The sequence below is a fragment of the Spirosoma areae genome (assembly GCF_054781775.1).
This window is the reverse complement of the sequence record NZ_BAAGTT010000056.1, coordinates 47,156-68,728: the sequence shown is the minus strand read 5'-3', so window position 1 is coordinate 68,728 and position 21,573 is coordinate 47,156. Positions and strand designations below refer to the sequence as shown.

Here is a 21,573-nt window from a genome sequence, read left to right as displayed (position 1 = left end):
TTTTACTCCGTGCATCTCTGTGCAACAACTCTATAAAACCACTAACAACATGAAAATCATAGACTTATCTGTAACGATTTCGGCGGACATAAAAGAGCCGCTACCGACTAAAATTGATTACGAAGACCATAAAGAAGGGGCCAAAAAGATGGGTTCCAAACTCTTCGGTGGAGCTTCGGAAGGGGTTTTTCTTGAGGGCAACGGCCCCGCCGGGGAGTTCCTCTACTTGACCGGCCATGCCGGAACGCACATCGACGCGCCCTGGCACTACTTCCCCACGAGCGAGGGTAAACCGTCGCGCACCATCGAGCAGATGCCGTTGGATTGGTTTTTTCACGATGGTGTGGTGCTGGATTTTACCGATAAACCCGATGGCTACTGCTTCTCGTCCGACGACCTGAAGGAAAAGTTAGCCGCCATCAACTATACGCTCAAGCCGTTCGACATTGTCCTGATTCGGTGCGATGCCGATAAACGTCTGCACGACGACGATTTCGTAAAAATACATGTCGGCGCGTCCGCCGAAGCGACCCACTGGCTCATCGACCAGGGCATTAAGGTGATGGGGACCGACGGTTGGGGCTGGGACATTCCCCTGCACATTCAGGCCGCCGATTACCACCAGAATCCACGCCCCGGCGTCATCTGGGCCGCGCATTATGTGGGCCGCGAGAAAGAATACTGCCAGATTGAGAAACTGGCCAATCTCGACCAGTTGCCCCCGTTTGGCTTTAAAGTGAGTTGTTTCCCGGCTAAAATTAAAGGCGGCAGTGCGGGCTGGTGCCGGGCCGTAGCCATCTTCGACAACTGATTTTTTTTAAGAAATAGCCTGATTATCAGTTCTTAACTGACTTGCAAACACCCCCAACCCCCTAAAGGGGGCTTTTGGAATCGGATGGTTTAGCCCCCTTTAGGGGGTTGGGGGTGTTTGCAGGTAACTTTAACCATACAAAACATGACATCAATCAAAAAAGCCTTAGTTGTAGGGGGCGGCATCGGCGGCTTATCGGCGGGTATTGCGCTGCGACAAGCGGGCGTCGACGCGGAGGTCATCGAACTCCAGCCCGAGTTCAACGTCTACGGCGTGGGCATTATTCAGCCATCTAATGCGCTGCGGGCACTGGACACCCTGGGACTTGCCGACCGCTGTATGGAACGGGGTTCACCCTACGGTCCGGTGAAGATGTGTACGAGTACCGGCTTTCAGGTTGCCCAGGTCGGTACGCCCCCAATGGGCCGGTTGCCCGTTCACAATGGCATCTCGCGCCGGATTCTGCATCAGGTGCTGCACGACGGAGCCGTTGCCAATCAGGTTCCTGTTCGGATGGGCATCACGGTAGCTGCGCTCGACAATGGCCCCGACGCGGTGACCGTAACGTTTACCGATGGCAGCACGGGCCGCTACGACTTAGTTGTGGGTTCGGATGGAGTTTATTCTAAAATACGCTCGTTGGTGCTGGGTGAGTACAAACCGCGTTATACCGGGCAGTCGGTTTGGCGATACGCTTTTCCCCGACCCGCCGAACTCGATACCGGCTACATTTTTCTGGGCAAACAAAGTAAAGTGGGCCTGATTCCAATGACCGCCGACATGATGTATATGTTCGTGGTATCGGCTGAAGGCGAAGACCCCAAAATCCCGGAATCGGAGTTAGTGCCTCGTCTGAAAGCCTTGGTTTCGGAGTACGAAGCGCCGATGGTGCGGGCCGTTATTGACCAGATTACCGACCCGAAAGGCGTGATTTACCGCCCACTCGAAACGCTGCTGCTACCTTCTCCCTGGTACAAAAACCGGGTCCTGCTCATCGGCGATTCCGTTCATGCCACCATTCCCCAGTTGGGACAGGGCGCGGGGCTGGCCATCGAGGATGCCGTAGTGCTGGGCGAGTTGATTCAATCCGACGACCCCTTGCCAACAGTGCTGGATAAATTCATGAACCGCCGGTACGACCGCTGCAAAATGGTGGTCGATGCGTCGAATACGCTCGGCGAGTGGGAACAGTTGGAGTGGCAGGGGCAACTTCCCGAAGGCGCCAACATGGGTGCCCTGATGGGTAAAACGCTGGGTGCTTTAGGCGCTCCGATTTAAGTTCTGTTTTACGCCCTGGCGCTTTACTCGTCCAGTAGACTGCTTTTTCTTATCCGTTGCAATCCACTGGCTAATCAGAGCAAAGTCCTCAATAGACAGTTGTCTGCCTGAAGTAGCGAAGTCAATGTCTTTCGGTTCCTTTATCATAGAGGTAAGTTACGACTTTTCGGGGAAATACTGATTAACAAGTTTATGAGCAGCTTTCGTGTCAATCGCCATAACGTTGCCAAACAATATGTGAGCGCCCAATGCTTTTTGATAGTGCTCCTTAAGTTTTGTTTTACTCTCAAACGAAACGTAGCCTGTATACCCTTTATTAAACGAAAGCTTGCAGGCGAAGGCGACAAGGTTACCCGGAACACCTACATAAAGTTTATTAACGCCACGATTAAATTTACTGCTTTCAATAAGCGCCATAAACATGTGATCGCTCCTGTCCTGCAAACTTATGAGTCCCTGAATAATAGTGTCATTCTCTACAATAACAAGTTTGTAAATGATTTTGTCCGTCTGTTTGGCTTCATATTTCCAATCAAAGAGCCATTCAGATTTTTTTATGCGTTTAAGGTCATCCGAAGTCAACTCAAGAATCTGTGTGTTGAAACTGTCGCCTGAAATAGCGTTTTCAATAGAGCGGGTAAGCTTGTCAATCTCACTATCAACTGTTCGTTGTTTTGCCATTCGACAAAATTAGTTTTTTAGGATTTGGTCATAAGTTAACCATTGAAGTTACCGACGTAGCGCTATGGCTTTGTTCCGATGAATCGACATTTATGGCCGGTCTCACCTTACCCGTCGATGGTGGAGCCTTTGCCTGATGCGTAGAATTCTCAAAACTTCCTCTTACCACCATGAACCAGTTTACGCAGCGTAACGCCATCACAGCTACCGTATTCAATCTGATTATCAATACGGTAGCGCCGTTCATCATCTTCTACAAATACGAGTTTATCAACCTCAAGGGCGAGAGTCCGACCGTAGTTAGTATGCTGATACCAACCGTATTGATTTCGGTTTTTGCCACCACCCTGGTTACGTTCGTAACAATGACCAAACAGCGCATGGCCCATAAACTGGAACCTCCGCTGGATACCCATACCACCTGGTTGCCAACGGCATTGCTGACGTCGATTGGCCTGGGTCTGGCCTTCGCGGGTTTGAGTTTCGGGCTGCTGTGGCTGCTTCAATCCTCGATGGCGAATGTGCAGCTTCCCAAGCTATCGGCCCTGCTTTTATCGGGTGTAGTAGGGGCGTTCGTGGCCTTTATCGCATCGTTCATTGCGGTGAATCGAGCTAAGCTGATTGGCTAAGGTATATTTAGGCTATGCAAATGCTTACCCAATTCATACCAGCCTTCGGCCAATCCGAAAACGTGAAAAAAGGGCTGGACTTTCTGGATAAACACCTCAAAAACTGAATGGCGGCATGAACGGAAAATTTCGCTGGACGGTGGTCGGTTTGCTGTTTTTAGCCACGACCATTAATTACATCGACCGCCAGATTATCAGTCTGCTCAAGCCCATGCTCGAAAAAGACTTTAACTGGTCGGAATCGGACTATGGTACGATTGTCGTCTGGTTTCAGGTCGCCTACGCCCTGGGCTATTTACTGGCCGGGCGATTTGTCGATAGCGTGGGGGCGAAATTGGGCTATGGCCTGTCGGTCTTGTTTTGGAGTATGGTGGCGATGGGGCACGCCCTGGCCCGCTCGACGCTGGGTTTTTCGGTGGCGCGTGGCCTGTTGGGTTTTACCGAAGCGGGCAATTTTCCGGCGGCTATGAAGGCTATTGCCGAGTGGTTCCCCGCCAGTGAGCGGTCAACGGCAACGGGTATTATGCTGGCTGGTACGACCGTCGGGCCGATTATGGCACCAGCCCTCGTGCCCTGGCTGGCCGTTACGTATGGCTGGCAGACGGCGTTCGTCGTCACGGGGGCCATTGGGCTGGCCTGGTTGGTGTTGTGGTATTGGTTTTACGAAAAACCCGAACGGCAAACCCGATTACAGCCTGCGGAACGAGTTTACATCAACGAAGGCCGCCAGGAAGCCCTTGTGGGTGACGCACCCGAAGAAAAAGTGCCTTACCGGGTTTTACTGACCAAAAAAGCGACGTGGAGTTTTCTGCTGGCCAAACTGCTTACCGACCCTATCTGGTGGTTTTACCTGTTCTGGTTACCCTCTTACCTGACCAGCCACGGCATGAGCATGACCGAAATAGCACTGCCAATTATGCTGGTGTATTCCATTACGGCAGCCCTCTCGGTCGTGGGCGGGATGTTGGGAGCTTATTTTCTGCGGATTGGCTGGAGCGTCGCCAAAGGTCGAAATGCTACGCTGTTGATTTGTATGCTTTTCGCGTTACCCATTATGCTCATCCGCTACAGCGATAATAGTTGGCTCAGCGTAGTCATCATTGCCCTGGCGGCCTCGGCCCAAACCGTCTGGATGGGAACACTGTTGACGAAAGTGACCGACCAGTTTCCGCGCCAGGCGGTCAGTTCGGTCATTGGTATCGGCGGAATGGCAGGTGCCCTGGGGGGCATTCTGTTCGCTAAAGCCGTGGGCAGTTTGCTGGATGTTTACAAATCAAACCATAACCTCGAAGGAGGCTATAATTTACTCTTCGTCGTTTGTGGGCTGGCCTATATTGTTTCCTTTTTAATTATCCAGCTACTTTCGCCCAACCCGAAAAAGCCGGAAGCAATGGGTGTGCCTGGCTAACTAAACCGGCTTCGACGTAACCAACTACATTCCAGAACTAACTGCCCATATGAATCCGCAACCTGACGTACTCGTTCCTGACCGGGAGGTTCACCCACCGCACCTGTCGCCCGCCTATAAATCCACGATTCTGCGGAGTCCGACCCAGCCGCTGATTCCTGTTCGGGAACTTATCCGCGACCTGAGTATGCCCGTTTTTGGTCAGTCGGTGCTGCGTGAATTTGATAACGACCTGACCAAGAACGCCCGCATCAACGGCGAACCGATTGGCGAACGCATCAAAGTAGCAGGCCGCGTAATGGACGATTCGGGGCGACCGTTGCCTAACGTGCTCATCGAAATCTGGCAGGCGAATGCGGCTGGACGTTATATTCACAAAGCCGAAATTCATGATGCGCCCCTCGACCCGAATTTTCTGGGCGGAGGCCGGGTACTGACCGATTCCGAGGGCCGGTATTCATTCCATACCATCAAGCCGGGGGCCTATCCCTGGGGCAATCACTACAACGCCTGGCGGCCCAATCACATTCATTTTTCGGTTATAGGCCATCAGTTCGAGCATCGGTTAGTGACTCAGATGTATTTCCCCGGTGACCCGTTGTTTGCCTATGACCCGATTTTCCAATCCGTGCCCGAACACGCCCGCGACCTGCTGATTGCCAAATTCCGCATGGACTGGACAGAACCCGAATTTGCCTTAGCTTACCAGTTCGATATTGTCCTGAATGGTCGCCAAAAGACACCTTTTGAGTCATGAAACAGTTACGGCAAACGCCTTCGCAAACCGTCGGGCCTTTTTTCGCTTACGGACTGACCGCTGAGCAGTATGGGTATCCTTACGACAGCCTGATGAATCATTCGCTGGTGAGCAATGATACGCCCGGCGAGCGAATTTTTATAACCGGCCGAATATTCGACGGAAATGGCGTATCTATTCCTGATGCGCTGATTGAACTCTGGCAGGCCGACCCGCAGGGGCATTACCGCACCACGCCCATCGAGCACAACACCGCGTCCTTCACTGACCGGGGATTTCTGGGTTTCGGACGAATGGGGACGGGTACGCTACCCGATGGGCAATTTCGATTTACAACCCTGAAACCCGGTGCTTTGGACGATGGGTCGGCTCCGCATATCAACATTATGCTGCTAATGCGGGGGTCGTTACGAAATCTGTACACCCGCCTGTATTTCCCGGACGAACCAGCCGCCAATGCTCAGGATGCGCTATTGAATGCTGTTTCCCCCGACCGACGCGCTACGTTGCTGGCCCACCGGCAGGAGGTCAATGGCGAAACCCGCTATGTTTTCGATATCTACATGCAAGGCCCAAACGAAACTGTGTTTTTTGACTTGTAGAAGATTATTTTCTGACAGGATTTACAGGATTAACAGGATTGTTTTTGCCGATAAAAATCCTGTTAATCCTGTAAATCCTGTAAATCCTGTCGAAAAAACCTATCTGAATTAATCAATGCTCGCCGACTCGATTTTCACTACGCCCCAAATAGACGCTATCTTCTCCGATGCGTCCGAACTGCACCACATGCTGGCGGTTGAATCGGCCTTAGCTACGGCGCAGGCAACCGTTGGCGTCATCCCGAACGAAGCGGCAACGATTATCGCGGACGTTTGTCGGCAAACCGATTGGGATACGGAACAAATTCGGGAGCAAACCCTGCTGGCGGGTAATCCGGCTATTCCGGTTGTCAACCTACTGAAAGAGCGTGTTGGCCAAAAAAGTCCCGAAGCGGTTCAATACGTTCATCAGGGAGCAACCAGTCAGGACATTATCGACACGGCACTAATGAGTCAGCTAAAACAGGCATTTAGTCAATTTCAGGCCGATTTAGGCCAGTTAAATAACCTGCTGACGGCCCTCGCCCAAACCCACCGGCAGGCGCCAATGATGGGTAGAACCCTGCTGCAACAGGCGCTGCCCATCACCTTCGGCGACAAAGTGACGGGCTGGCTCGACGGACTACGACGCTCGCAAGAACGCCTGAGCCGGGTGATGGCCGAATGCCTCGTCGTACAGTTGGGTGGCCCGGTCGGCAACGGAGCGTCATTGGGCGAACACGGCCCCACGATTCGGGCGCAGGTGGCGGCAACGCTAAATTTAGGAACGACGACAATGGCCTGGCATACGCAACGTGACCGGCTGGTTGAACTGGCCGCTACGCTTGGCATTCTGAACGGGTCGCTGGGCAAACTGGCGAATGACGTAATCCTGCTGATGCAGACCGAAGTGGGCGAAGTGCGCGAAGGAGCCGCCGAAGGTAAAGGCGGTTCCTCATCCATGCCCCACAAGCGCAATCCGGTCACGTCGACATTTATGGTCGCCATCGCCCAACGTACCCCCGCCTTAGTTGCCACGTTGCTGGGCGCGATGGTACAACCGCATGAACGAGCCGCTGGTGCCTGGCATAGTGAGTGGCCCGTCATGCGCGAATTAGTCAAGCTAACGGCGGCCAACCTGCACCATGCTAACGACCTGATTTCCAATCTTGAAGTCGATACGGAACGAATGAAACAAGGGATTTCGGAATTGGGATTGGGGATTTCGGATTTGTTGGCGCGTCATTTGCTGCCGGAGGTAAATCCAAAATCCCCAATTCCGACATCCGACATCCCAAATCCGAAATCTTAACATGCTTCACTACCAATTCGATGGCCCGGAAGCCAGGCCGGTTGTGCTGTTTTCCAACTCATTAGGGGCGGGTTTAAGCATGTGGGATGAGGTGGCGAACAAGCTCAAGTCGCATTTCCGAATCCTGCGCTACGATACGCGCGGACATGGGCAGACGCCCGCTTCGGACGGTCCCGTCAGTATGCACGATTTGGGTCAGGATGTAATTGGATTACTCGATGCGCTGGGTATTCCAACGGTCTGTTTCTGTGGGTTGTCGATGGGTGGATTAATCGGCCAATGGCTGGCTATTCATCATCCTGAGCGTATTGAAAAACTGATTCTTTGCAACACAGCCGCCAAAATCGGAACGCCTGTCATCTGGAATGAACGGATTGAAACGATTCGTCAGCAGGGATTGTCGGCCATTGCCGATGCGGTGCTTGAGCGTTGGCTGACACCTGAATTTCGTCAGGCCAACCCGGACGTGTTGAACCGATTGATAACCCAATTTCGGGCTAACGCTGCCGACGGATATGTAGCCTGCTGCGAGGCCATTCGGGATGCTGATTTTCGGCACGAGATTCAGCGCATCAAAGCGCCTACGCTCATCATCGCGGGCACCCATGACCCCGTGACAACCGTTGCAGACGGAGCGTTTATGCAGGAAAAAATCCCCAATGCCCAACTGTGTGAATTGCCAGCCGCGCACCTGTCGGCGGTGGAAGCAGCGGATGCGTTCACTCAGGCTCTGAATATCTTTCTCGGCGAGCCAACACCGGACCGGGTCACGTATGATGCAGGGATGGCGGTGCGTCGTGAGGTGCTGGGTAATGAACATGTCGACCGGGCTAACGCGGGAGTTACAGATTTCAATGCTGATTTTCAGGACTTCATAACCCGCTACGCCTGGGGCGAAATCTGGACGCGACCCGGTCTCCCGCGTCATTCCCGAAGCCTCATTACGATGGGTATGCTGATTGCACTAAACCGTGAAACCGAGTTTAAAATGCACGTTCGGGCCGCCCTCAACAATGGCGTCACCGTGGATGAAATCAAAGAAGTTATCATGCACTCGGCGCTGTATTGTGGCCTGCCAGCCGCCAATGCCGCCTTTCATTGGATTTCGGATTTGGAATTGATGGACCGCTGATTGTTATGACTTTTAAGATGAATCATGATTAACCATATAAATCATAACAATCAGCCGGTCCGCCGGTGCGGTTCCATCAATCCGAAATCATGAAAACACAAGTTGGCATCATCGGGGCCGGACCAGCGGGGTTACTGCTCGCGCAACTGTTGCATCGGCAGGGCATCGAATCGGTGGTGCTGGAAAGCCGGTCGCGGGAGCGTGTCGAGAGTCGGCAGCGGGCGGGATTGCTTGAACAGGGCACTGTTGACCGACTCCGGCAGGCGGGCGCGGCTAACCGGCTCGACCGGGAAGGACTCGTTCATGAGGGCGTCATCCTGAGTTACAACGGCCAGCGTCACCGCATTGATTTAGCCGGGCTGACCGGCGGTTCCTGCGTAACAATTTACGCCCAGACTGAGGTGGTGAAAGATTTGATTCGCCTTCGGGAAGAAACCGGCAACCCCGTTTTGTTCGAGGCCGAAGCGAAACTCATCGAAGGAGTAGACGGAAATACGCCAACGATTCAGTACACCCATAATGGCGAAAATTACACCCTTAGCTGCGACTTTGTGGCGGGTTGCGACGGGTTCCACGGCATCTCCCGACAGACCATACCCGAATCCTTAACAACTGTTTACGACAAAGTTTACCCGTACAGTTGGCTGGGTGTTCTGGCGAACGTACCCCCTTCGACGCACGAACTGATTTACGCCTACCACGAGCGGGGGTTTGCCCTGCACAGTATGCGGTCGCCCGAAATTTCCCGGCTCTACGTGCAGTGCGACGTAACCGATACAGTGGACGACTGGCCCGACGAGCGTATCTGGTCGGAGCTTCAAATCAGGCTGGGTACGGCAGGCTGGCATTTGCAGGAAGGGCCAATTGTGGAGAAAACTATCACGCCGATGCGGAGCTTCGTGAGTGAACCCATGCAGTACGGTCGGCTGTTTCTGGCCGGTGATTCGGCGCATATCGTTCCGCCAACAGGAGCCAAAGGGTTAAACATGGCCGTGGCCGATACGGGTCAGTTGTTCGACGCGCTGACGAATTGGTATCGCGACGGCAGTACTGCCGATTTAGATTACTATACGACTCATTGTATGCGCCGGGTGTGGCGGGTGCAGGAATTTTCCAACTTCATGACCGAGATGCTGCATCATAACCGCGATAAGTCCGCGTTCGACCAGCATGTACAGGAATCCCGTTTTAACCAATTGATAACCAGTCCCAGTCAGGCGGCTTCGACTGTAATTGCTGAAAACTACGTTGGCATGGCAGCTAAACGGGCCAGTGAGATTGCATAATCAGTCCTAAATTCTAAATCAATCAATGAAACCATGAGCCAGTTACTTCTAAAAACCATTGTCCTAAGCGCGTTCGTAACCCTGCTCAGTCTATCCTATCCTGCCATAGGCCAGCCGCGTCCACAAGCAAAAACGCAGCCGGTATTGGGGGTTCGGTCGGTACAGCTACTGACGGTTGATAAGCTGAAATTCAAGGATTTAAACAAAAGCGGAACCCTGGACAAGTACGAAGACTGGCGGTTATCGTCGGTGGAGCGGAGCCGGGATTTGCTGGCAAAAATGTCGTTGGAAGACAAAGTCGGTTTTATGCTCATCAGTACCACCCGGCTTAAAAACGACCGGGCGTTTGAAGGTCCCCCGAGCAAAGACCCTATTACCAGCGATTTCAACGAACAGGATTTGGTGGCGGAGACGAACATGTTCACCCGAAAGCCGCTGCCTACGCCCATCCTGAATGCCGTTGGCACCACCAAAGGGGTGAAGGAATTTCACCTGAGGCACTTCATTCTGCGGGCTAATGTCAGCGCACGCACCACCGCCGAATGGGCCAACAAACTACAGGCCCTCTGCGAAAGCGACGGGCTGGGCATTCCGGCTATTGTGGCCTCTAACCCCCGCAACCACATCACCAAAGATGCGTCCATTGGCCTCAGCGTCGGCAAAACCGTCTTCTCGACCTGGCCCGGCGAACTGGGGCTATCGGCCACCCATGACCCCAGCATCGTGCGTGAGTTTGCCGACATTGCCCGGCAGGAATGGGCCGCCGTGGGCCTGCGGAAAGGCTATATGTACATGGCCGATTTAGCCACTGAACCCCGCTGGCAGCGCATTGAAGGCACCTTTGGCGAAAACGCCGACTGGGTAGGCCGGATAATCACCGAAATCGTACTGGGCTTTCAGGGGCCAAAACTAAGTCCGTCATCGGTGGCCCTCACCATTAAGCATTTTCCGGGCGGGGGCGCAGGCGAAGGCGGACAGGACCCGCACTTCGACTGGGGGAAGACCGAACGGTTTGCGGGGGGCATGTTCACCAACAACCTGATTCCGTTTAAAGCCGCTATCAAAGCGGGTACGTCGGCCATCATGCCCTACTACTCATTACCGTTAGATACCAAATACGAAAAGATTGCCTACGCTTACAACAAGGGCGTGATTCAGGATTTGCTGCGGAACGAACTGGGCTTCACGGGCATCATCAACTCCGATACGGGGCCTATCGAAATGATGCCCTGGGGGGCCGAGAACCTGTCTGTTACCGAACGCTACAAACGAACCCTCGAAGCGGGTGTAAACCTCTATTCAGGCACCGCCGACCCAGCCAAACTCCTCGAAACAGTACGCACCGGCATGGTTGACCGTAAACTCATCGACGACTCCGTGATGCGGTTACTGCTGGAAAAATTCGACCTCGGCCTGTTTGAAAACCCCTACGTCGATGAGGATGCCGCCGAGCGGATTGTGGGTAGTGCCCAGTTTCAGGCGCGGGCCGACGCAGCCATGCGGAAATCCATTGTGCTTCTGCGAAACGAGACCAAAACGCTGCCACTAAAGCCCAAAACGAAGGTTTATTTTGAATCGTATTATCAACAAAGTCCCTCCAGACCGGGTGCTGTGGCTACGCCTAATCCGGCAGCGAGTGCCAGCAAGGTGTATGCCGATGAGGCTAAAAAACACAACCTGGAGTTTGTGAAAACCCCCGAAGAGGCCGACGTCGTGCTGCTTTGGATTACGCCCGGCAGTAAGCCGCTGTTTGCGTCCGACGGGTCGCCGATTTACCTGTCGCTGTCTAAGAATCAGGTCGATGTGGCCTACATCAACGCGCTCACGGCGAAAAAACCAACCATTCTGGCTATCAACTACACTAATCCCTGGGTGATTGACGAGGTGTATAACGCTACCACGCAGGGCCGGATTAAAGGCGTAATCGCCACGTTCGGCACCACTACCGATGCCCTCTTAGACATTGTGACGGGTACGTTCAAGCCGACGGGGAAAATGCCGTTTACAACGCCCGTTTCGGAGGCTGTTGTGCAAACCCAGAAAACCGACGTGCCGGGCAATTTAGAAGGCCCCGGCTACGCCCTGTTCAAGTATGCCGAAGGGCTGCATTATTGATTCGTTTATGAAAACAGTACCTCAACTAACCGTTCAGCAGGCAGCCGCTTTGGTCAAAGACGGTGATACACTCCTACAGGGCGGCTTCGGCATGACGGGCAACCCCGTTCACCTGATGCACGCCCTGGCCGAAACCGGGACCAAAGACCTCACCTTTGTCGGTAACAATACGGGCGAAGTGGGCCTCGGTGGGGGACGTTTGCTACGAAATGGTCAACTCAAAAAAATGATTGGGTCCTTTTTTACTTCTAACCCCGATGCGGTGAAAGCCGCTCAAAGTGGTCAGGTTGCCTATGAATTATTGCCACAGGGCACACTGGCCGAAGCGATTCGGGCGGGCGGGGCTGGTATTGGTGGTTTCTACACGCCTACATCAGCCGGAACGCCACTGGCTCAGGGTCGTGAAACGAAAGTCATTGATGGCGCCGAGCAGGTGTTCGTCAAAAGTATCCGGGGTAATGTGGCCTTTGTACGCGCCTGGCGGGCCGATACGGCGGGCAATCTGCAATACCGGATGACGGAGAACAACTTCAACAAGGCGATGGCTACGGCTGCTGACATCGTCATTGCCGAGGTAGAAGAAATTGTCCCGGTCGGGCAAATCGCGCCGGAAGCGGTGCATACGCCCGGCTGCTTCGTCGATTACTTAGTGCAGGCAACCCTGACGCTGGACGATTTGGGCAGTTCGGCTTCGGTGTCGAGTTCAAAGAAGGTAGACGAGGTCAGGATGAACATGGCCCGGCGAGCCTTAGCTGAACTAAAAAAAGGCGATGTGGTCAATCTGGGCATCGGCATTCCGACCTTAGTGGCCGACCTGATTTCCGATGAGCACGGCATCATTTTGCATACCGAAAATGGTATGCTGGGCGTTGGGCCGGTTCCGGTCGATGGCGGGGGAGCGATGAATTATCCGGTCAATGCCGGGAAAATTCCGGTTACGGCCTTACGGGGAAGCAGCTATTTCGACAGTGCCGATTCGTTTGCCATGATTCGGGGCGGGCATGTCGACGTTGCCATTATGGGCGGTCTGGAAGTAGACGAAGCGGCCAACTTAGCGAACTGGGCCGTTCCCGGAAAACCCTTATTAGGCGTTGGGGGCGCGATGGATTTAGCGAAGGGGGCCAAACGGCTGATTATTACGATGACCCATGTTAATCCCGATGGTTCGTCCAAGATTGTTCCCCAATGTACACTCCCACTAACGGCAACGGGCGTGGTCGATATAGTCATTACAGACCTGGCCGTATTCGCTTACCCGGACGGTCAGTTAACCTTGCTGGAACTCATGCCGGGTGCTACGCTGGAAGAAGTACAGGCGAAGACAACTGCGAATTTTGCCATTCTGGATTGATGGAACGCTGATTGTCATGATTTTTAAGATGAATCATGATTAACCATATAAATCATAACAATCAGCGTTCTATTAATTCCCAATCCGAAATCATTATGAGCGCATTCATCATTGACGCCATCCGCACCCCAATTGGTAGTTTTGGGGGCAGTCTTTCCACCGTCCGGGCCGACGACCTGGCTGCGCTGCCGATTCGGGAGTTACTCAGACGCAATCCCTCACTTTCAGCCGACGCAATTGACGATGTGATACTGGGGTGCCACAATCAGGCGGGGGAAGACAACCGGAACGTAGCCCGAATGGCGCTGTTGCTGGCCGGTTTACCCCCGTCGGTGCCCGGCGAAACGGTCAACCGCCTGTGTTCGTCGGGGATGTCGGCGGTGATTCATGCCAATCGGGCTATCAAAGCGGGCGATGGTGAGGTGTTTATTGCCGGTGGCATGGAGCACATGACGCGTGGCCCGTGGGTCATTTCCAAAACATCGAAACCCTTTGGGAACGATGCCCAGATGTTCGATTCCAGCTTTGGCTGGCGATTTATCAATCCCAAAATGCAGGACCTGTACGGCACGGATGCGATGGGCGTAACGGCTGAGAATCTGGCTGAGCTGTACCACATCAGCCGCGAGGACCAGGATTTGTTTGCGTATACGTCCCAGCAGAAAGCCACCAAAGCGCAACAATCGGGTCGGTTGTCCGAGGAAATCATCGGCGTAGAAATCCCGGCGAAGAAAGGGCTAACTACGATTTTTGAGACTGATGAATTCGTGAAACCACAAACGTCGCTGGAGGTGCTGGCCAGCCTGAAACCTGCCTTTAAAAAAGACGGAAGCGTAACAGCGGGCAACGCTGCGGGACTGAACGACGGGGCGGCTGCCATGCTCATCGCCAGCGAAGCGGCCATAAAGCGTCACCAGTTAACCCCCAGAGCCAGGATTGTGGCCTCCGCCGTCGTCGGCGTCGAACCGCGTATTATGGGCATTGGCCCGGTTCCGGCCACGCAAAAAGTGCTGCAAAAAGCTGGTTTGCGACTGACCGACATCGACGTGATTGAACTTAACGAAGCCTTTGCGGCCCAGTCGCTGGCCTGCATCCGGCAACTCGGTATGGCCGACAACGACCCCCGCATCAATCCAAACGGTGGGGCTATTGCGCTTGGTCATCCGCTGGGTATGTCCGGGACCCGGCTGCTACAGACGCTGGCACTGGAACTACGTCATCAACAGAAGCGGTATGGCTTAGCAACCATGTGTGTAGGGGTAGGAATGGGTTATGCCGTTATTATTGAACGCACTGATTAACCCATATGACTGAGCAATAACGCCAGCGGGTTCGCCTACTCGATGCAGGAAGCTACGGACATCATGGAGCAAGCCATCGGTCGTTCGACGGTGCATCGCAGCGGTCTGGTTTTAACGTCCGTCAATGTAAATCCTGGCTGAGATTGACTAAAGAAGGCCAACAAGTCTGCTGGCCTTCTTTATGGTCTTTCCCTTTTCTTTATAAATTGTAAAAAGCTTTTAACCCTTCTTTGAGCGACGCCGGTTTTCGGCCGAGGCTATAGCTCAGGTCATCGCTTATTTCTTCTTCCTGCCCGTTTTTTATGTCGGTTACAAAACCTAAGACCCGCTGAATCATCAGGTCAGCTACGCCACGTACCTTCATCTGTGCCTCAAAGGCGGATTGTTCAACGGGCGTATAGTTTACCTTCTTGCCGGATAAGTCGGTCAGCGTAGCCGCCACATCGTCAAACGAATAGGCCTCACCCCCTGTGAAGTTGTAGATCTTATTGGCGCAGCTATCCTCTATTAATACATTCGCCATGGCTTCTCCCATATCACTTCTCAGAGCAAAGGATACTTTTCCCTGACCGGCTGGCAGGTTGATGCCTGTTTCAAACACATTTTGTCCCACGAACTGCGGAAGGGTATCCATGTACAGGATATTGCGAAACAGGACGTAGTTCAACCCACTCTCCCTGATGTAATCCTCCGTCTGAAAGTGACGTTGCATCAACTGATTGACTAACGTGTTTCTATCTTTCAAACATCGACTGGTGTAGGCAATACAGTGAACGCCCGCCTTTTTAGCGGCATTCACGACATTCTGGTGTTGCTCAACGGCATTATCCGCATCACCACCGGATATGAGCAGGACCTTTTCAACCCCCTGCATGGCCCTGTCGAGCGAGGCTGTATCATCGTAGGTACCCACTCGTATATTCACTCCTTTTTCGGTTAAATCAGCGGCTTTATGCTCATCACGCACAAATGCCACTATTTGCCTGGCTGATGTTTTTTGAAGCAGAGTTTGGATTACTGCCTTTCCTAAATGGCCCGTAGCGCCTGTTACTAAAATCATGTTTGTGTACTTTTTTGGTAAAAATCAAGTAACAATGGCAGCGCCGAAGACCTGTGAGAGGTTGCGGTCGCCAAAGATTCATCGCTGGCTGCATGGCGCACGATACTGCCGGGGGTAGTGCATGTAAAGGTCTACAGGCCAGGGTTTATTCGCTTAGCCTGATCTCAGATTGTTGTAGTCATTTCCTGGCTAATGAGCGGACAATTGATTGAACGACTGCCGAAATGCCAATGGCGAACGAGTGGTTTTCCTGTTAACTAATTTGCTGTTTACTTTTTCTTTGAGTTTATCCTGAATAGGTGGATGGGTAGTTTGCCCGGTCAAGGCAGGAAGCAATACACGTAACTAATTGGGAGACACAGGCAGCGTTTCGGCGATGAATTGACCGGGTGGGTACTGTGAGCTGATGATAGGCCGTTATGGCTTTAATCCGGGTTATCCAGGCCGGTGGTAACGGTCATACTACAGGCAGTACAGCTAAATATACACAATTTGCAATAAGTTCTATTGGTAAAACCAGTCGTCCCGCCGGAAACTACACCTACCCGTTTTACGTTGTTCTTTAGAATAAGCCAATGCCAGCGTGACGACTGAAGAGAAGCCATTACTTACCGATATCGACCTGACGGGGTACGACCACATTGAAGTCCTCGGTGCCCGTGAACACAACCTCAAAAACATCGACGTTACCATCCCCCGCAATAAACTGGTGGTCGTGACGGGTATTAGCGGTAGCGGCAAGTCGTCGCTGGCATTCGATACTATTTACGCTGAGGGACAGCGACGCTATATGGAGAGCTTTTCGGCCTACGCCCGCTCGTTCATTGGCGACATGGAACGGCCCGACGTAGACAAGATCAACGGTCTTAGCCCGGTAATTTCCATTGAGCAGAAAACGACCTCCAAAAATCCCCGCTCAACGGTCGGCACAACCACTGAGATTTATGACTTCCTTCGGCTGCTTTATGCCCGCGCGGGGGAGGCCTTTTCCTATTTGACAGGCCGCAAAATGGAACGGCAGTCGCAGGATCAGATCATTGACACCATTCTGGAGCAGTATGCCGGGCAAAAACTGACCTTGCTGGCTCCGGTTATCAGAAGCCGCAAAGGCCATTACCGCGAACTGTTTGTGCAGATTGCCAAAACCGGCTACACCAAAGTTCGGGTAGATGGCGTGGTGCAGGATATTGTGCCGAAGATGCAGTTGGACCGCTACAAAATCCATGACATCGAAATCGTCATCGACCGGCTCGTCCCGAAATCCGAAGACCGGTATCGGTTGAGTCAGTCGGTGCAAACGGCGCTTCGGCAGGGCAAAGGTGCAATGCAGATGCTCGACGGGGCCGGAACGCTGGTGTATTTTTCGCAGAACCTGATGGACCCCGAATCAGGCATCAGCTACGATGAGCCGTCGCCGAACTCATTTTCGTTCAACTCACCTTATGGGGCCTGCCCGGTTTGCAATGGCTTAGGTGTGGTGGAAGAAATTACCGAAGAATCCGTCATTCCTGATAAATCGCTGAGTATCAGTCGGGGAGCCATTGCGCCCCTGGGCGAGTACCGCGAGTTGTGGATTTTCAAGGAAATTGAAGTTATTCTGAAAAAATACAAGCTTAACCTCACGACGCCCGTCACTAAATTTCCGGCTGATTTGCTGCACGCGCTCATGCATGGTACGGAAGATGAAGCGACGGTTCCGTCGAAGAAATACCCCGGCGAGGATTACTATTCGTTCAAGTTTGAAGGAATAGTCAATTTTCTGAAGCGGCAGCAGGAAAATAGCACCGATAAAATTCAGGAGTGGCTCAAGGACTTTATGGTCGTGAAAACCTGCCCCGAATGCGAAGGAGCGCGGCTGAAAAAAGAATCGCTGTATTTCAGGATGGACCAGAAAAACATTTCTGAACTGGCCCGCATGGATATTTCGGAACTGGTTGTTTGGTTCACCGGGCTGGAAACCCGCCTGACCGACCGGCAGAACATCATCGCGAAAGAAATTCTGAAAGAAATCCGCAAGCGCATCGGCTTTCTGCTCGATATTGGTCTGGACTACCTTACGCTCGACCGTCCCCTGCGAACACTGTCGGGAGGGGAAGCGCAGCGCATTCGATTAGCTACGCAGATTGGGACGCAATTAGTTGGCGTACTGTACATTATGGACGAGCCGAGCATTGGTCTGCACCAGCGCGACAATGTCAAACTAATTGATTCGCTGAAGAATCTGCGCGATTTGGGTAACACCGTTCTGGTTGTTGAACACGACAAGGAAATGATGCTCGAATCAGACTATATTCTCGACATTGGCCCCGGTGCAGGGCGGCATGGCGGGCAGGTTGTTAGTGTTGGAACGCCCGAGGAGTTTCTGAAAAATGGCGGCACCACCGCCGATTATCTAAGCGGTCGTCGAAACATCGACGTGCCCGCCGAACGGCGCATAGGTAATGGTAAGTTTTTGATAATCAAGAATGCAACGGGCCATAATCTGAAAAACGTAACACTGAAACTGCCGCTTGGCCGTATGGTTACCATCACGGGTGTGTCGGGCAGCGGCAAATCATCGCTAATTCACGAAACGCTGTTTCCGGTGCTGAATCGCCATTTTTATAAATCGAAGCGGGAGCCCCTACCCTTCAAAACAGTCGAAGGGCTGGAGTATTTAGATAAAGTGATCGAGGTCGATCAGTCGCCCATTGGTCGCACGCCCCGCTCGAACCCGGCAACGTATACGGGGATGTTTTCAGAAATCAGGACGCTGTTTGCCGAACTGCCCGAAGCTAAAATTCGCGGGTATAAACCCGGTCGGTTCTCGTTCAATGTGAAAGGCGGCCGTTGCGAAGGTTGTGAAGGGGCAGGCATGAAGAAAATCGAAATGGAGTTTCTGCCCGACGTTCACGTCATATGCGAAACCTGCAAGGGCAAACGCTTCAACCGCGAAACGCTGGAGGTTCGCTTCAAAGGCAAATCCATTGCCGACGTGCTCGACATGACCGTTGAACAGTCACTGGATTTCTTTGCCAGTCAACCCAAAATCCTGCGGAAAGTAACGACCCTGAACGATGTCGGCTTAGGCTATATTACCCTCGGTCAACATGCCACCACGCTGTCGGGTGGCGAAGCGCAACGGGTAAAACTCGCCGAAGAATTGTCGAAGAAAGACACCGGCAAAACGATGTATATCCTTGATGAACCGACCACCGGCCTGCACTTTCAGGACATCGCTCACCTGCTCGACGTGCTTAACAAACTCGCTGATAAGGGCAACACCGTCCTGATTATTGAACACAACCTCGACGTCATTAAAGTCTCCGATCACCTCATCGATCTCGGCCCCGAAGGCGGCAATAAAGGTGGCTACATCATTGCTGAAGGCACGCCCGAAAAAGTGGCAACAGTGAAGGGAAGCTATACCGGTAAGTTTCTGAAGGTGGAGTTGGGGGGGTAGCGTTTGTGAAATGATTACCGGGCAAACACTTCATCAACAGTCATTTGCAAATCGAGCAGGGCAGGAGCCGCGTTAAAACTGTCGGTTTCAAAATACGTCGTATTGCTCTTAATGGAGGTGAAAACCCGGACCATTCGCAGGGCCGGAAAAACGTGCCAGATTACCTGCACGCCAGCCTTGAAATACTCAATAACTTTCGTTTCAATCTTATCGGCTTTGTCAGAAGGTGAAATTAGTTCAACGACAAACGCCGGAATAGGCTCACTATCGTTCGCGGCATCCAAGACTTGCTGACGGGTGAACAAAGCCATGTCCGGGATTCGTTTCTGCGAATTACTCACCCACACATCAGCTTCTTCAAATAATTTAGCCCGTTCACGCGAAATTTGTGTTGTTGCAAACTTATCCTGAATGTTGCTGATAATGTGGAGTTCTTTATTCTTCATACCTGTGGTTTGCTCGGCAAAGCCGTTGTCGTATTCATACAGGAAACCGTCGTCTGGATTCCAGTTCATAAATGCCGCTTTCGACATGGGAATACGAATAAGGTCAACGTCTTCCTGCTCCAATAGTGCGCTTTCCATACTTCTTTGGCGTTTTAGGGTAAATTTACAAAAAACCGCTGGATTTGCTGCCGGGCTTTTCGCAAGCCTGAAATCGCTTATTTTCGCTTATCTTACTGAATCTGAAACGTAATTAGTTCATGCGTAACACCTTCTTTTACGTATTACTCCTCGTGCTGGTCGTTCTGGATGGCTGGCTGTTGGCGCACCCCAATCTGATTGGTCAGGCTGGGGTTTTCTTTTTTGATTATACGACTATCGAAACGTTTCCGAAGGCAATTGGAACGGTTTCGGTAGTCGTTGGTATATCCATACTACTAACCTGGCTGGCTAAGCGATTGAGCCAACCCCTTGCGATGAGCCTTACCGTTTCCTTGCTGGCAGCTTCCGTTTATTATTTAGTTCAGAGTTGTACGCAGTACAATACGGGCATTTACAAACTCACTGGTGCAGGCTTTCGGGCCGGGGCGATTTTACTGCCGGGATTGGTGGTTTTGGTCTTCGGAAAAAGCACGGTTGATCGCTTCCAAAATAAACCACGTCGCCAATGAGATACCTGGTAACGCTTTGCATGACTCTTTGGGCAAGTGTGGTAATCACTGCTCAACCAAACTACCTGCTTAAACCCGACCGCGTTTTCGACGGCGAGACGATTCATGTAGGCTGGGTGGTGCGTGTAAAGGGTGATAAAATCGACGCCGTAGGGCCAGCCGTAACTGTTCCAGCCAATGGCGCCGAAGTGGTAGAACTGAAAGGTACAACCCTGCTGCCCGGCCTGATTGAAGGGCATTCCCATTTACTCCTGCATCCCTATAACGAAACTCCCTGGGATGATCAGGTGCTCAAAGAAGCCCGGTCGCTGCGGGTAGCGCGGGCAACGGTTCACGCCCAAAAGACGCTGCTGGCGGGTTTTACGACCGTGCGCGATCTGGGCACGGAAGGTGCCGACTACGACGATGTGGGTCTGAAACAGGCCATCAATCAGGGCATTATCCCCGGTCCGCGCATGATCATCGTTACGCGGGCGCTTATCGCTACAGGCAGCTACGCCCCAAAAGGATTCAGTCCTGATATCGACGTGCCGCAGGGAGCCGAAGAAGCCGACGGACACGATGCGCTGGTGCAAACGGTTCGGCGGCAGATTGGCAAAGGAGCTGATGCCATAAAAATCTATGCTGACTATCGCTGGGGATTAATGGCCGAAGCCCGTCCGACGTATACCATTGACGAAATCAAACTCATTGTCGACGTTGCTAAAAGCAGCGGCCGGGCGGTGGTAGCTCATGCCAGCACGGCAGAAGGCATGCGCCGGGCCATTCTGGGCGGTTGCGAAACCATTGAGCATGGCGATGCCGGAACACCAGAAATTTTCGCGCTCATGAAAAAGCAGGGTACTGCGCTCTGCCCCACACTGGCGGCTGGCGATGCTGTCAGTCAGTATCGTGGCTGGAAGAAAGGCCAGGAGCCTGAACCCGAGCGGATTACACAAAAACGAGTGACGTTTAAACAGGCGTTGGATGCGGGCGTGATAATCTGCGCCGGGGGTGATGTGGGCGTATTCCGTCATGGCGATAACGCCCGCGAATTGATCATGATGGTCGATTATGGAATGAAACCCATTGATGTGCTGCGTTCGGCTACGTCGGTAAATGCCGATGTGTTTCACCTCACCGACCGGGGACGTCTTCGGCCGGGCTTACTGGCCGATCTGGTGGCGGTAGAGGGCGATCCGAGCCAGCTAATTGCCAATTTGCATCGAATTAGGGTAGTTATGAAAGGAGGAGTTTTCTACAAACGATAACCAAAAAACTTATCGTGTAATTGAGCAGTTCCAACGTAATACAAACGTAATACGGCATTTTTAAT

The 21,573-nt window shown here is 52.7% G+C and carries 19 protein-coding genes; 16 read left to right on the top strand and 3 right to left on the bottom strand.

Translation table 11 applies throughout. The features are described 5' to 3' along the window. Nucleotides 1–49: 49 nt before the first annotated feature. Together ACYVI1_RS31850 and ACYVI1_RS31845 are read left to right on the top strand one after the other, a co-directional pair. Nucleotides 50–811: a cyclase family protein gene (locus tag ACYVI1_RS31850; protein WP_460915787.1), complete on the top strand. Its 762-nt coding sequence runs from the start codon at nucleotides 50–52 to the stop codon at nucleotides 809–811. A gap of 144 nt (nucleotides 812–955) precedes the next feature. After that, nucleotides 956–2,089 carry an FAD-dependent oxidoreductase gene (locus ACYVI1_RS31845; protein WP_460915785.1) on the top strand — a complete coding sequence of 378 codons (1,134 nt, stop codon included), beginning with the start codon at nucleotides 956–958 and terminating at the stop codon, nucleotides 2,087–2,089. Between the two features lie 156 nt (nucleotides 2,090–2,245). Here the strand turns inward: ACYVI1_RS31845 and ACYVI1_RS31840 are convergent, their stop codons facing one another. Then, entirely contained in the window at nucleotides 2,246–2,770 is a 525-nt protein-coding gene (locus ACYVI1_RS31840; protein WP_460915784.1) for a hypothetical protein, read from the bottom strand. Here ACYVI1_RS31840 and ACYVI1_RS31835 point away from each other — a divergent pair. From ACYVI1_RS31835 to pcaF, 11 genes are all read left to right on the top strand, one after another. Then, entirely contained in the window at nucleotides 2,764–2,907 is a 144-nt protein-coding gene (locus ACYVI1_RS31835) for a hypothetical protein (RefSeq protein WP_460915782.1), read from the top strand. The genes ACYVI1_RS31840 and ACYVI1_RS31835 overlap by 7 nt on opposite strands. Nucleotides 2,908–2,940: 33 nt before the next feature. Further along, nucleotides 2,941–3,399, top strand: a complete 459-nt coding sequence (locus ACYVI1_RS31830) for a hypothetical protein (protein WP_460915780.1) — start codon at nucleotides 2,941–2,943, stop codon at nucleotides 3,397–3,399. Between the two features lie 115 nt (nucleotides 3,400–3,514). After that, nucleotides 3,515–4,807, top strand: coding sequence for an MFS transporter (locus ACYVI1_RS31825; protein WP_460915779.1), 1,293 nt, complete (start codon nucleotides 3,515–3,517; stop codon nucleotides 4,805–4,807). A gap of 49 nt (nucleotides 4,808–4,856) precedes the next feature. Next, nucleotides 4,857–5,564, top strand: coding sequence for a protocatechuate 3,4-dioxygenase subunit beta (gene pcaH, locus ACYVI1_RS31820; RefSeq protein WP_460915778.1), 708 nt, complete (start codon nucleotides 4,857–4,859; stop codon nucleotides 5,562–5,564). Then, the gene (gene pcaG, locus ACYVI1_RS31815) at nucleotides 5,561–6,166 is read left to right on the top strand and encodes a protocatechuate 3,4-dioxygenase subunit alpha (RefSeq protein ID WP_460915776.1); all 606 of its coding nucleotides are present in this window, start codon (nucleotides 5,561–5,563) and stop codon (nucleotides 6,164–6,166) included. Before pcaH ends, pcaG begins: the two co-directional genes overlap by 4 nt. A gap of 115 nt (nucleotides 6,167–6,281) precedes the next feature. After that, a complete protein-coding gene (pcaB, locus tag ACYVI1_RS31810; protein WP_460915774.1) occupies nucleotides 6,282–7,457 on the top strand; it encodes a 3-carboxy-cis,cis-muconate cycloisomerase in 1,176 nt (391 codons plus the stop codon). A gap of 1 nt (nucleotide 7,458) precedes the next feature. Further along, a complete protein-coding gene (gene pcaDC / locus ACYVI1_RS31805; protein WP_460915772.1) occupies nucleotides 7,459–8,589 on the top strand; it encodes a bifunctional 3-oxoadipate enol-lactonase/4-carboxymuconolactone decarboxylase PcaDC in 1,131 nt (376 codons plus the stop codon). Between the two features lie 89 nt (nucleotides 8,590–8,678). Then, nucleotides 8,679–9,875, top strand: coding sequence for a 4-hydroxybenzoate 3-monooxygenase (locus ACYVI1_RS31800; protein WP_460915770.1), 1,197 nt, complete (start codon nucleotides 8,679–8,681; stop codon nucleotides 9,873–9,875). 33 nt (nucleotides 9,876–9,908) lie between these two features. Beyond that, nucleotides 9,909–11,990, top strand: coding sequence for a glycoside hydrolase family 3 protein (locus ACYVI1_RS31795; RefSeq protein WP_460915768.1), 2,082 nt, complete (start codon nucleotides 9,909–9,911; stop codon nucleotides 11,988–11,990). A 7-nt stretch (nucleotides 11,991–11,997) separates the two neighbouring features. Continuing rightward, nucleotides 11,998–13,341 (top strand): 3-oxoacid CoA-transferase, encoded by a 1,344-nt coding sequence (locus ACYVI1_RS31790; RefSeq protein WP_460915766.1) that lies wholly within the window; start codon nucleotides 11,998–12,000, stop codon nucleotides 13,339–13,341. 95 nt (nucleotides 13,342–13,436) lie between these two features. Continuing rightward, entirely contained in the window at nucleotides 13,437–14,642 is a 1,206-nt protein-coding gene (pcaF, locus tag ACYVI1_RS31785) for a 3-oxoadipyl-CoA thiolase (protein WP_460915764.1), read from the top strand. A gap of 199 nt (nucleotides 14,643–14,841) precedes the next feature. Here the strand turns inward: pcaF and ACYVI1_RS31780 are convergent, their stop codons facing one another. After that, nucleotides 14,842–15,702, bottom strand: coding sequence for an SDR family oxidoreductase (locus ACYVI1_RS31780; protein ID WP_460915762.1), 861 nt, complete (start codon nucleotides 15,700–15,702; stop codon nucleotides 14,842–14,844). A 583-nt stretch (nucleotides 15,703–16,285) separates the two neighbouring features. Here ACYVI1_RS31780 and uvrA point away from each other — a divergent pair. After that, nucleotides 16,286–19,144, top strand: a complete 2,859-nt coding sequence (gene uvrA / locus ACYVI1_RS31775) for an excinuclease ABC subunit UvrA (RefSeq protein WP_460915760.1) — start codon at nucleotides 16,286–16,288, stop codon at nucleotides 19,142–19,144. Nucleotides 19,145–19,158: 14 nt separating this feature from the next. Here the strand turns inward: uvrA and ACYVI1_RS31770 are convergent, their stop codons facing one another. Next, on the bottom strand, nucleotides 19,159–19,728 hold the full coding sequence (locus ACYVI1_RS31770; protein WP_460915758.1) for a Uma2 family endonuclease: 570 nt from the start codon (nucleotides 19,726–19,728) through the stop codon (nucleotides 19,159–19,161). Nucleotides 19,729–19,847: 119 nt separating this feature from the next. On the opposite strand from ACYVI1_RS31770, the gene ACYVI1_RS31765 reads away from it, so the two are divergent. Both ACYVI1_RS31765 and ACYVI1_RS31760 read left to right on the top strand, forming a co-directional pair. After that, nucleotides 19,848–20,258 (top strand): hypothetical protein, encoded by a 411-nt coding sequence (locus ACYVI1_RS31765; protein WP_460915756.1) that lies wholly within the window; start codon nucleotides 19,848–19,850, stop codon nucleotides 20,256–20,258. Between the two features lie 20 nt (nucleotides 20,259–20,278). Next, entirely contained in the window at nucleotides 20,279–21,508 is a 1,230-nt protein-coding gene (locus tag ACYVI1_RS31760; protein WP_460915990.1) for a metal-dependent hydrolase family protein, read from the top strand. Nucleotides 21,509–21,573: the final 65 nt, after the last annotated feature.

Excerpts from the sequence above, each read along its gene's own strand:
- ACYVI1_RS31850 (WP_460915787.1), top strand. The coding sequence starts at position 50 with ATGAAAATCATAGACTTATCTGTAACGATTTCGGCGGACATAAAAGAG.
- ACYVI1_RS31845 (WP_460915785.1), top strand. The coding sequence starts at position 956 with ATGACATCAATCAAAAAAGCCTTAGTTGTAGGGGGCGGCATCGGCGGC.
- ACYVI1_RS31840 (WP_460915784.1), bottom strand. The coding sequence starts at position 2,770 with ATGGCAAAACAACGAACAGTTGATAGTGAGATTGACAAGCTTACCCGC.
- ACYVI1_RS31830 (WP_460915780.1), top strand. The coding sequence starts at position 2,941 with ATGAACCAGTTTACGCAGCGTAACGCCATCACAGCTACCGTATTCAAT.
- ACYVI1_RS31825 (WP_460915779.1), top strand. The coding sequence starts at position 3,515 with ATGAACGGAAAATTTCGCTGGACGGTGGTCGGTTTGCTGTTTTTAGCC.
- pcaH (WP_460915778.1), top strand. The coding sequence starts at position 4,857 with ATGAATCCGCAACCTGACGTACTCGTTCCTGACCGGGAGGTTCACCCA.
- pcaG (WP_460915776.1), top strand. The coding sequence starts at position 5,561 with ATGAAACAGTTACGGCAAACGCCTTCGCAAACCGTCGGGCCTTTTTTC.
- pcaB (WP_460915774.1), top strand. The coding sequence starts at position 6,282 with ATGCTCGCCGACTCGATTTTCACTACGCCCCAAATAGACGCTATCTTC.
- pcaDC (WP_460915772.1), top strand. The coding sequence starts at position 7,459 with ATGCTTCACTACCAATTCGATGGCCCGGAAGCCAGGCCGGTTGTGCTG.
- ACYVI1_RS31800 (WP_460915770.1), top strand. The coding sequence starts at position 8,679 with ATGAAAACACAAGTTGGCATCATCGGGGCCGGACCAGCGGGGTTACTG.
- ACYVI1_RS31795 (WP_460915768.1), top strand. The coding sequence starts at position 9,909 with ATGAGCCAGTTACTTCTAAAAACCATTGTCCTAAGCGCGTTCGTAACC.
- ACYVI1_RS31790 (WP_460915766.1), top strand. The coding sequence starts at position 11,998 with ATGAAAACAGTACCTCAACTAACCGTTCAGCAGGCAGCCGCTTTGGTC.
- pcaF (WP_460915764.1), top strand. The coding sequence starts at position 13,437 with ATGAGCGCATTCATCATTGACGCCATCCGCACCCCAATTGGTAGTTTT.
- ACYVI1_RS31780 (WP_460915762.1), bottom strand. The coding sequence starts at position 15,702 with ATGATTTTAGTAACAGGCGCTACGGGCCATTTAGGAAAGGCAGTAATC.
- ACYVI1_RS31770 (WP_460915758.1), bottom strand. The coding sequence starts at position 19,728 with ATGGAAAGCGCACTATTGGAGCAGGAAGACGTTGACCTTATTCGTATT.
- ACYVI1_RS31765 (WP_460915756.1), top strand. The coding sequence starts at position 19,848 with ATGCGTAACACCTTCTTTTACGTATTACTCCTCGTGCTGGTCGTTCTG.
- ACYVI1_RS31760 (WP_460915990.1), top strand. The coding sequence starts at position 20,279 with ATGACTCTTTGGGCAAGTGTGGTAATCACTGCTCAACCAAACTACCTG.